This window comes from Aliterella sp. E5.1 (genome assembly GCF_057473825.1).
This window is the reverse complement of record NZ_JBYCCV010000464.1, coordinates 1-981: the sequence shown is the minus strand read 5'-3', so window position 1 is coordinate 981 and position 981 is coordinate 1. Positions and strand designations below refer to the sequence as shown.

The following is a 981-nucleotide window of genomic DNA, read 5'->3' as shown; positions in this document are numbered from 1 at the left end:
TTTTTTTGTATAAACCCTAGATTCGGGGGAATAGCAAAAATGAGGTTAGGCATTATTACTTCAAACTCCTGTCAGCCAAGCTTTTTTCCCAACGAGGCTCAAAATTAACTCAAGTTGTTAGTTGCGGTTAGATTTTCAAGTCAGTGTCTTACTTTTACTCCTTATTGCGATTAATGCCAAGTTGAGGCTTACACTCAACTTGGCATTAATCGCTTGCTAAGCTAATCGTCATTCATTTTTCTTGAGTGAAGGCTTTGCTGCAAGGGTTTCAGCGCCAGTTTAATGCAACTTGAATGCACATTAGCTTATGTCTTAAAATAACCAAGACTGTATATTTATGGTCAATTGCCTGCAAAAACTATCTGGTGTTGTCTTGAATAGAAAGCGAAAACTTATTTTTCATTTATCTCAAACCAATTATCATGGCAGTAACAACGGAGATAATCACAAAAAATGGTTACTTATCGCCGCTACCATTGCTAATTATCCTTCAAGATATGGGGTTTAGATACACGCATGAATATTCTTAACAGTAATTTGGCACTACAACATACATACAACAATTGAGAAAGTTAAGAACACTTAATGGCGATATAGCTTAACAATTGAAATCGCTAATAAGTAAAACTTGTCAAATTAATTCAACTGTCGTAATTAACGTATTTTTCTATCATGCGTATTTTAATTGTTGAGGATGATGAAAGGATAGCAGAATCTCTAGCAGAAGCTCTGACAGATCAGCATTACGTTGTAGACACTGCTAGCGATGGTGAAAAAGGCTGGGAATTCGCGGAAGCATTAACTTATGACTTGATCTTGTTAGATTTGATGCTACCGAAACTTGATGGTATAAACCTTTGCCAACAGCTACGCTCTGGGGGGTATCGAATGCCAATTCTGTTATTGACTGCTCGCGATACAACGGCGGACAAAGTTGCGGGATTAGATGTCGGTGCAGATGATTATGTAGTTAAACCCTAC

At 37.4% G+C, this 981-nt stretch carries 1 protein-coding gene; it reads left to right on the top strand.

Features of this window, described 5'->3' with window-relative positions:
- Window positions 1–672: 672 nt before the first annotated feature.
- Window positions 673–981, top strand: a 309-nt coding sequence (locus AC2VE5_RS28255) for a response regulator (protein ID WP_486890816.1), incomplete at its 3' end; no start/stop codon positions are given.